This window comes from Vibrio sp. 99-8-1, from assembly GCF_013114595.1.
GTDB lineage: Bacteria > Pseudomonadota > Gammaproteobacteria > Enterobacterales > Vibrionaceae > Vibrio.
The window spans coordinates 139,180-146,919 of sequence record NZ_VTXE01000008.1; the positions used below are offsets into that span (position 1 = coordinate 139,180).

Consider the following 7,740-nt stretch of genomic DNA (forward strand, 5'->3'; position numbering starts at 1 on the left):
CTCAGTTCGTCTATAAAGACTCACCAAGCATACTATTTTTCGGTATCAGAAGACCATTTCCGCTCATATGCATCTATCAATTATCATGTCGGTAAAAACAGTCCAACCTAAGAAAATAGAATGTTTCTTAAATTATTGATAAAAATCATGTTATGAAATGATAAATAGGAGTAGAAGTATTAGAGAAAACGAATAAACGATCTTGAACAAAACCAATAGACTGGCGTATGGATGATATAGTTACATTAGGCATTGCCGCCATTGATTCACTTAATGACAATTTCCATGACATCCTAACTCAGGATATGGAGCTGGCACTGACTCAATGTAACAAAGCTCGAGATGCAGCTAAAGAGCTGAATTATCAGAAAGGGATACTCGACGCGGACTTCAATCAAGCATGGTATCACCTATGGAAGTGCGAGTTTAATCTTGCTTTTCCGTTACTTAAAAATCTCCCTGAGCAGTACAACATACTTAACGATGAGGTCGGCTATCTAAAGGCCATTAACGCCTTAGGTGCCATTCATTTGGATATGGGCAACTACGAAAGTGCCCTACCTTATTTTCTAAAGTCACTAAAAAGAGCCCGCAAAAAAAGCAATCGAGAGCGTGAAGCCTCTGCACTAGCAAACCTAGGCTTGCTATACGAAGGACTGGACAATATTGAAGAAGCCTATTCGTTTTTTAGCAGCGCTCTCGACATTCCGGAACTCAACAGTACCGGCTTCTATACCGCATCAAAATGCATTGCTTTGTACTACATAGACAAAGCTGATTGGACAAACGCCAAACACTACTTAGATTCTGCCCTGAAGCGCAGCCGAGAAAATCTCGATATTTACTTTGAATCTGAACTGCTAGTCACGCAAGGTAAGCTCAATCTTGCCCAACAAAACCTAAAAGCCGCCCAGCACTGTTTTATGATGGGGTTTGATATTTCCAAGCAGTTGGGAAATAAAAAGATAGAAACTGAGCATTTATATGAGCTGGGTTGTCTGGCTCTAATGAATGAAAATATCGAGCTCGCACTCACCTATTTTGACCAAGTTAAAATGCTAGCCCAAACTCATGATATTGGCCGATTTATCTGCCACGCTTATCAAAAACTGAGTTTCGTCTACGAGCAGAAACAAGACTATAAACACGCATTAGAGTATTTAAAAAGTTATAACGCAATGGCGAAAAAATACGATCTAATGGAAACAGAATTGAAGTTAAAAAGCCTCGGTTTTGAACACGAGCTGGAGCAGAAGCAAAAACTTGCAGAGATCTACCGGTTAAAAAATATTGAGCTAGAAAAAGCCAATCAAAAAGTTCTTCAACTTGCTAATCACGACAGCTTAACCGGCTTGCCCAATCGGCGACTGTTAATGGAACAGTTAAAAATCACAACGGCGATAGCGGAGAGCAATGGCAGTAAAATTGCCATACTGTTTATCGATCTTGATAACTTTAAACCAGTAAATGACCAGTTTGGTCACCGTACAGGTGACCTACTATTGCAGCAAGTCAGCAATCGTATTAAACAGCAGCTTGAAGAGAGTGCTGTTGTCGCTAGATTTGGCGGCGATGAGTTTGTCATCATCATCCCAAATATTACCGACATTGCTTCCATTAAGAGTAGAGCAAAAAACATCACTCGATTTATGTATCAGCCATTTTCAATAGCCGACCAACATTACCAACTAGGCAGCAGTATCGGTATTAGCATTTTCCCCGAGCACGGCAGAGACATTGAAGATTTATTGTCCAAAGCCGACCAAGCCATGTATGACGCTAAGATCAACGGAAAAAACCGTTATCTTATCTACCAAGAAGAGAACAGATAACGACAGAATAAACTCACTATTAGTAGATAGACACGAACTAAAAAACGCCTGCCTGCCCGTAAATAGTGACCAAGAAAAATTCATTCAATAATCACAAAATGTACCTGATGGAGGTCGAATTCAAAAAACGACTACAGTTTTCTGTTTTCATACCGATAAAATTAACAATAAAGCTCAAAATTTCATGTATATTTAACTTATTGACACTATCATTAATAAAACTCAATGTATTTATAACTAAAATAATAGGTAACAGCCCATGAATGGAAAAGAAAGAACGTTTTCGCCAAGCTCCACCTTAGTTTCTGTCACCGATTTAAAAGGGGTAATACAATACTGTAATCGTGATTTTGTTGAAATTAGCGGCTACTCAGAGCAAGAGTTGATCAACTCTAACCACCATATTGTTCGCCACGGTGATATGCCAAAAGCCGCATTTGCTGACCTATGGGCGACTATTCAAGCTGACAAACCTTGGCAAGGCATGGTAAAAAACCTGTGTAAAAATGGTGACTATTACTGGGTAGATGCCTATGTTACGCCGGTGTTTGAAGAGGGAAAAAAGATTGGCTACCAATCGGTTAGAAGTTGCCCGACTCGAGAACAAATTTCCGCAGCAGAAACGCTCTATAAAGAGCTAAACAGTAACCCACAAAAATCCATTCCCAAACCGAGTATTTTCACTACCATGAAAATGGCAACCAAAGTAAACGCACTCGTATGCTTAGCTTTTGTCACTTTCTTACTTGCCCAATGGCATGGCGGCTTTTTATTCAGTTCCGCGCCACTGGATATAGCCACAAACATTTGGGTTATCTTGGTTTTCTCAACGCTTCTATACTTATTTAATCACGATGTTGTTAAACGAATCCATCGTCTAAACAACATTATCAAACGCATCTCTGCAGGCGACTTAGCGGATAATATCCAGATACTTAAGCAGGATGAAATTGGTGAAACCGTCATGTCAGCCAAAATGCTTCAAGGCCGACTAAAAGCGGTGATAGGACGTTTTGGTGAGTCATCGCAAGATCTCGTTGTTGCCACAGACGTACTGTCGAAAAATAGCCACACCACCAAAGAGAGCATGAACCACCAGCATACCGAGACAGAAATGGTGGCAACCGCGATGAATGAAATGAGTGCGACCGTTGCAGAGATCGCTCAAAATACATCAAGAACATCTGAACTGGCATCCACTGCCGATATGGCAGCCAACAACGGTAAGATGATGGTGTCATCGACTCGTGAAACAATTCTAGAGCTGTCTGAAGATATTTCTAACATCTCCAACTCCATCAATTTACTGGCGGAAGAGTGCCAACAAATTCGTGACATTACAGATTCCATAAGCGGTATTGCCGACCAAACCAACTTGCTCGCGTTAAACGCTGCAATCGAGGCCGCAAGAGCGGGTGAACAAGGCCGAGGTTTTGCCGTGGTAGCCGACGAAGTAAGGGTATTATCTTCACGCACTCAACAATCGACAGTAGAAATAAACAGCATGATTGAAAGGCTACAAAGCGGCAGTAGCAATGCAGTAAATGCCATGGAAAAAGGGTTAGAAAAAGTCCACTTATCCGTGGAGCAAATCCAAAATACTGAAGATGCCTTTTCTGAAATTGTTGATTCCGTTACCGATGTTAATGATATGAACATGCAAATTGCTACCGCAGCAGAGGAACAATCTAGCGTTGCCGAAGAGATGAACAAGAACGTCACTTCCATTAGCGCACTCTCTTACAAAACATCCGACAGTGTGGTGCAGTTAGAAGAAAAGATCGATGCACTCACCAAGATGTCCGTGTCACTAAAACTGCAGCTTAAACAGTATAATTTAGGCGACTGATTAAAAGCGACACTAACTAGTAGTAGACGGCTCTTACCAAGCTTTTGGTAAGAGCCGTTTTGTTATTGTTCTAGGGACTCCTATTTACAGCTGCAATTTAAATGTTATGTAAATGTAACGTAACCATCACATTCGGCTTGCAATATAGTGGCGAAATTATAAATGCCTAAAAAGGCTAAAAATCAGCACGTAAAAGGAAGTCACTAAATGAAACACTTTAACCAAAACAGCGATCAGCGCCCATTAGATCACGAGCCTGAGTTCAACCACCTTGTTGAAGCTGCAATGTCCCGCCGTAATTTTCTGAAAACGACAAGTGCCGCGAGTACTGTGGGTTTCTTTGCCGCAAGTCCAATCAGCCAGGCAGTAGCTAGTTCTATATCTACGAAGTCTGAACTATTAGGGTTCGAAGCCATTCCAATCTCAACTTCAGATACGATTGAAGTTCCTGCTGGCTATCAGGCCGATGTCCTAATTTCATGGGGAGATCCTGTTGTTAAAGGAGCGCCTGAGTTCAGCCAGTCAAATAACTCCATGGCACAAGAACAGCAGTTTGGTGATAATAATGACGGGATGACTTTCTTCCCAATTTCAGATACGCGTGCTGTATTGGCGGTAAACAATGAGTACACCAATAATGAATATCTATATGAACATCAAGGCAAAAGCATTACCGCTGACGATGTACGTAAAGCACAAGCCGCTCACGGTGTGTCTATTGTTGAACTCGTTAAGAAAAATGCCAAATGGGTGGTAAACCCTGAAGGTCGTACAAACCGTCGTATTACTGCATTTACCGAGATGGAAATGACCGGCCCAGCTCGTGGACATGCACTTCTCAAAACGGATGCAGACCCATCAGGTATGAAGATCCTTGGCACAATGAACAATTGTGCTAATGGTCAGACACCATGGGGAACATACCTAACATGTGAAGAGAACTTTAACGGTTACTTCGGAGCGTCTGCGGAAAACAAATTAGATGAAAACTATACGCGATATGGCCTGAAGAGTAATGACTGGGGCTATGACTGGTTTAAACATGATGAACGTTTTGATATCTCTAAACATCCAAATGAACCACATCGAATGGGTTGGGTTGTAGAAATTGACCCAATGAATCCAAACTCCACCCCGAAAAAACGCAGCGCACTTGGCCGGTTCAAACATGAAAACGCAGCGCTGACGATTAATGGTTCAGGTCATGCGGTTGTTTACCTAGGAGATGATGAACGTGGCGAACATTTGTATAAATTTGTTTCTAAAAACAAATATATTCCAGGTTCAAAGTCCAATCTGGATCTTCTTGAAGAAGGTACGCTTTACGTCGCTAAGTTTAACGGTACTGAAGGTGAACTAACGGGTAAGGGTGAGTGGCTAGAACTGACATGGGGTAAAAATGGCCTGACTCCAGAGAACGGTTTTCCAGACGCGGCTTCTGTGATGATATTTGCACGTCTTGCAGCTACTCAGGTTGGTGCTACCACGATGGATCGCCCTGAATGGGTATCAGTTCACCCAGACAATAACTCAGTATTTTGTACGCTGACTAACAACAAGTACCGTGGTGTTAAAGATACACAGCCTCTAAATGCATCAAATCCGCGTGAAAAAAATCCCTATGGTCATATTATTCGCTGGCGCCCGACTAACAGCAACCATATAGATAATACCTTCGAGTGGGACATCTATGTGTTAGCAGGTAACCCTGAAGTTCACCCATCGGGCTTAATGGCTGGTTCTGATAATATTAATAAAGACAATATGTTCAACAGTCCAGATGGGATTGGATTTGACCGCTTTGGTCGTCTCTGGATTCAAACAGACGGCAACTACAAAAACAAAGATGGTTTTGCTGGCATGGGTAACAACCAAATGCTTTGTAGTGACCCACACACGGGGGAAATCCGCCGCTTCTTAACGGGGCCTATAGCTTGTGAAATAACCGGCCTTACTTTCTCACCTGACTACAAGACCATGTTTGTTGGTGTTCAGCACCCAGGAGAAAAGCTGGCGCCTTCTCATTTCCCGCAAGGTGGCGACAGTATTCCACGCTCTTCAGTTATTGCTATTACCCGTAAAGATGGCGGTGTGATTGGCGCCTAGTTATATTTGTAAGAGAAAAATACCTCACTCCCACGCCAGCGTGGGAGTGAACATCAAACTAGAGTTCATTCTAAACAACATACCCTCATTCCCGCTCCATACATAAGACTATAAATATCGCCAACTGCTGGGAAGAAATGACTCGACGTTACGATGGCAATAACGGATGGGTTAACGGGTATTCTCAACAGGCGTGGTTTTGATGAGGTTTTCTCTAAAGAGCTGGATAGGACATTCAGAGGGCACCTTGAACTATCGGTAGCCATTTGTGATGTAGACTTCTTTAAGCAATATAATGATCACCACGGCCACTTAGAAGGAGACGATTGTCTTAAGAAAATAGTGCTATGCTTAGAGTCCAATTTTTGTAGAAGTGTTGATGTTGTTACAAGATAGCAAAGACAGTAATTATCAAACCAACAAATAAGTCCCCCTTAACCCTTCCTTAACCCCATTTACTGCTATTTTTATCTATAGTGATGAGCTAAGGAACTGCTCATCGTTTCTCGAAAATGACAGTCAAAGGATAGAAAATGACGAACAGTCGTACATCTCATGTTGGAACCATAGTATTACTATTAGCGATCGCAGCCGTGTTAATTATTGCCATGATGATCTTTGGTGCGCATTTGGGCTTGTGGGAGCCCATCGTAGGCTTTGGCTATTTCCGAAATTACCTTAACCCGATTGGTATCTCTCTGCTTAGCTTAAGTTCTCTGGGGCTTATATTTCAATTGGTCGCACGAAACCGCAATGGGGCAATAAAATCCTTTGTTGCTGTGCTAATCGGACTGGGTTTAGTCACTCCCATGGTTTACGGCACCATTAATCCAACAAAGCGTGCCCCCGCAATTCATGATATTACAACGGATACCACCAACCCTCCTGAATTTTTAGTGCTGGATAACACACGTTCTGGTGCGAAAAACTCTTTGATTTACGCGGGAGAAAAGGTGGCGACAATACAGAGAAAAGCTTATCCATACATCAAGCCGATTCAATCAAACCTCACCACAACAGAAGCTTACCAAAAAGTCTTGGGCATTGCGCACAGCAAAGGGTGGGAGATCATAGCAGAAGACCCCGAAACATTGCGTTTTGAAGCGACCGCCAAAACACCCTTTTTTGCCTTTATGGATGACATCGTCGTCCAAGTAACACCGATAAATAGCCAAAGCCGTATCGACATTCGTAGTGTGTCTCGAGTAGGACGAAGTGATCAGGGGGTTAATGCCGCTCGAATTGTCGAGTTCACGGATAGCTTTAACCAGTAAATGATTTACCGATTACGAAAACCGTTATTACCAATACAAGGGTGGTGGAATGTTAACACCAACGATAGTACTCATAACAAGGATGATATAGATATGAAACCGAACAGCATGACCAACGTTATAATCGCTTTTAGCTTAGTTTTTTCTCCTTCACTTCTTATGGCAGCTGAGCCAACTGTCCCCACAGAACCCCCATATATTGTGTTAAGTGACAATCTAGATGAGCCAAACGGTTATGGATTTTGCATTGACACGTACGGTCGTGGCCACTCTGAATTGTTGCAAACTCACACCTGTAAACCGAGACCAGATGAAGGCTCACCTAGAAACCATTCCGGGCATGATGTCAGGTTTGAGTACAATAGCAAAACCAATAGAATTCAATCCTACGCCTTTGAGGGCCTATGTATGCAAGGTCTTCTAGCGAAAGGAAAAAGCGAACTCGCATTACTAGATTGTAGTGATGCAAAGCATCAGGGTTTTGTTTACCAAGAAGACGATCAAACAATTAGACTACAGGCGGATAATAGCTACTGTCTGGCTGTTACATCAGAAACACAAACCGCAGGCCCATGGGAGACTGTAATTTAATTTGTGTATCTGCTTATAATTAAGCCAGTCATGGCTAAGGATAAGCAACATGGATAAGAAAGCTCTAGAAGCATTTGCTCGTGAAGCC

General features: G+C 42.3%; 6 protein-coding genes. All 6 read left to right on the plus strand.

Annotated elements, in window-relative coordinates; translation table 11 throughout:
• The first annotated feature begins 227 nt into the window (after positions 1–227).
• Positions 228–1,832 carry a diguanylate cyclase gene (locus tag F0227_RS06220; RefSeq protein WP_171752318.1) on the plus strand — a complete coding sequence of 535 codons (1,605 nt, stop codon included), beginning with the start codon at positions 228–230 and terminating at the stop codon, positions 1,830–1,832.
• A gap of 259 nt (positions 1,833–2,091) precedes the next feature.
• Entirely contained in the window at positions 2,092–3,681 is a 1,590-nt protein-coding gene (locus F0227_RS06225) for a PAS domain-containing methyl-accepting chemotaxis protein (protein WP_171752319.1), read from the plus strand.
• Between the two features lie 207 nt (positions 3,682–3,888).
• Positions 3,889–5,787 (plus strand): PhoX family phosphatase, encoded by a 1,899-nt coding sequence (locus tag F0227_RS06230; RefSeq protein ID WP_171752320.1) that lies wholly within the window; start codon positions 3,889–3,891, stop codon positions 5,785–5,787.
• A 153-nt stretch (positions 5,788–5,940) separates the two neighbouring features.
• A complete protein-coding gene (locus tag F0227_RS06235; protein WP_171752321.1) occupies positions 5,941–6,183 on the plus strand; it encodes a GGDEF domain-containing protein in 243 nt (80 codons plus the stop codon).
• 137 nt (positions 6,184–6,320) lie between these two features.
• Positions 6,321–7,061: a DUF1499 domain-containing protein gene (locus F0227_RS06240; protein ID WP_171752322.1), complete on the plus strand. Its 741-nt coding sequence runs from the start codon at positions 6,321–6,323 to the stop codon at positions 7,059–7,061.
• 93 nt (positions 7,062–7,154) lie between these two features.
• Positions 7,155–7,652 (plus strand): ricin-type beta-trefoil lectin domain protein, encoded by a 498-nt coding sequence (locus F0227_RS06245; protein ID WP_171752323.1) that lies wholly within the window; start codon positions 7,155–7,157, stop codon positions 7,650–7,652.
• Positions 7,653–7,740 lie beyond the last annotated feature (88 nt).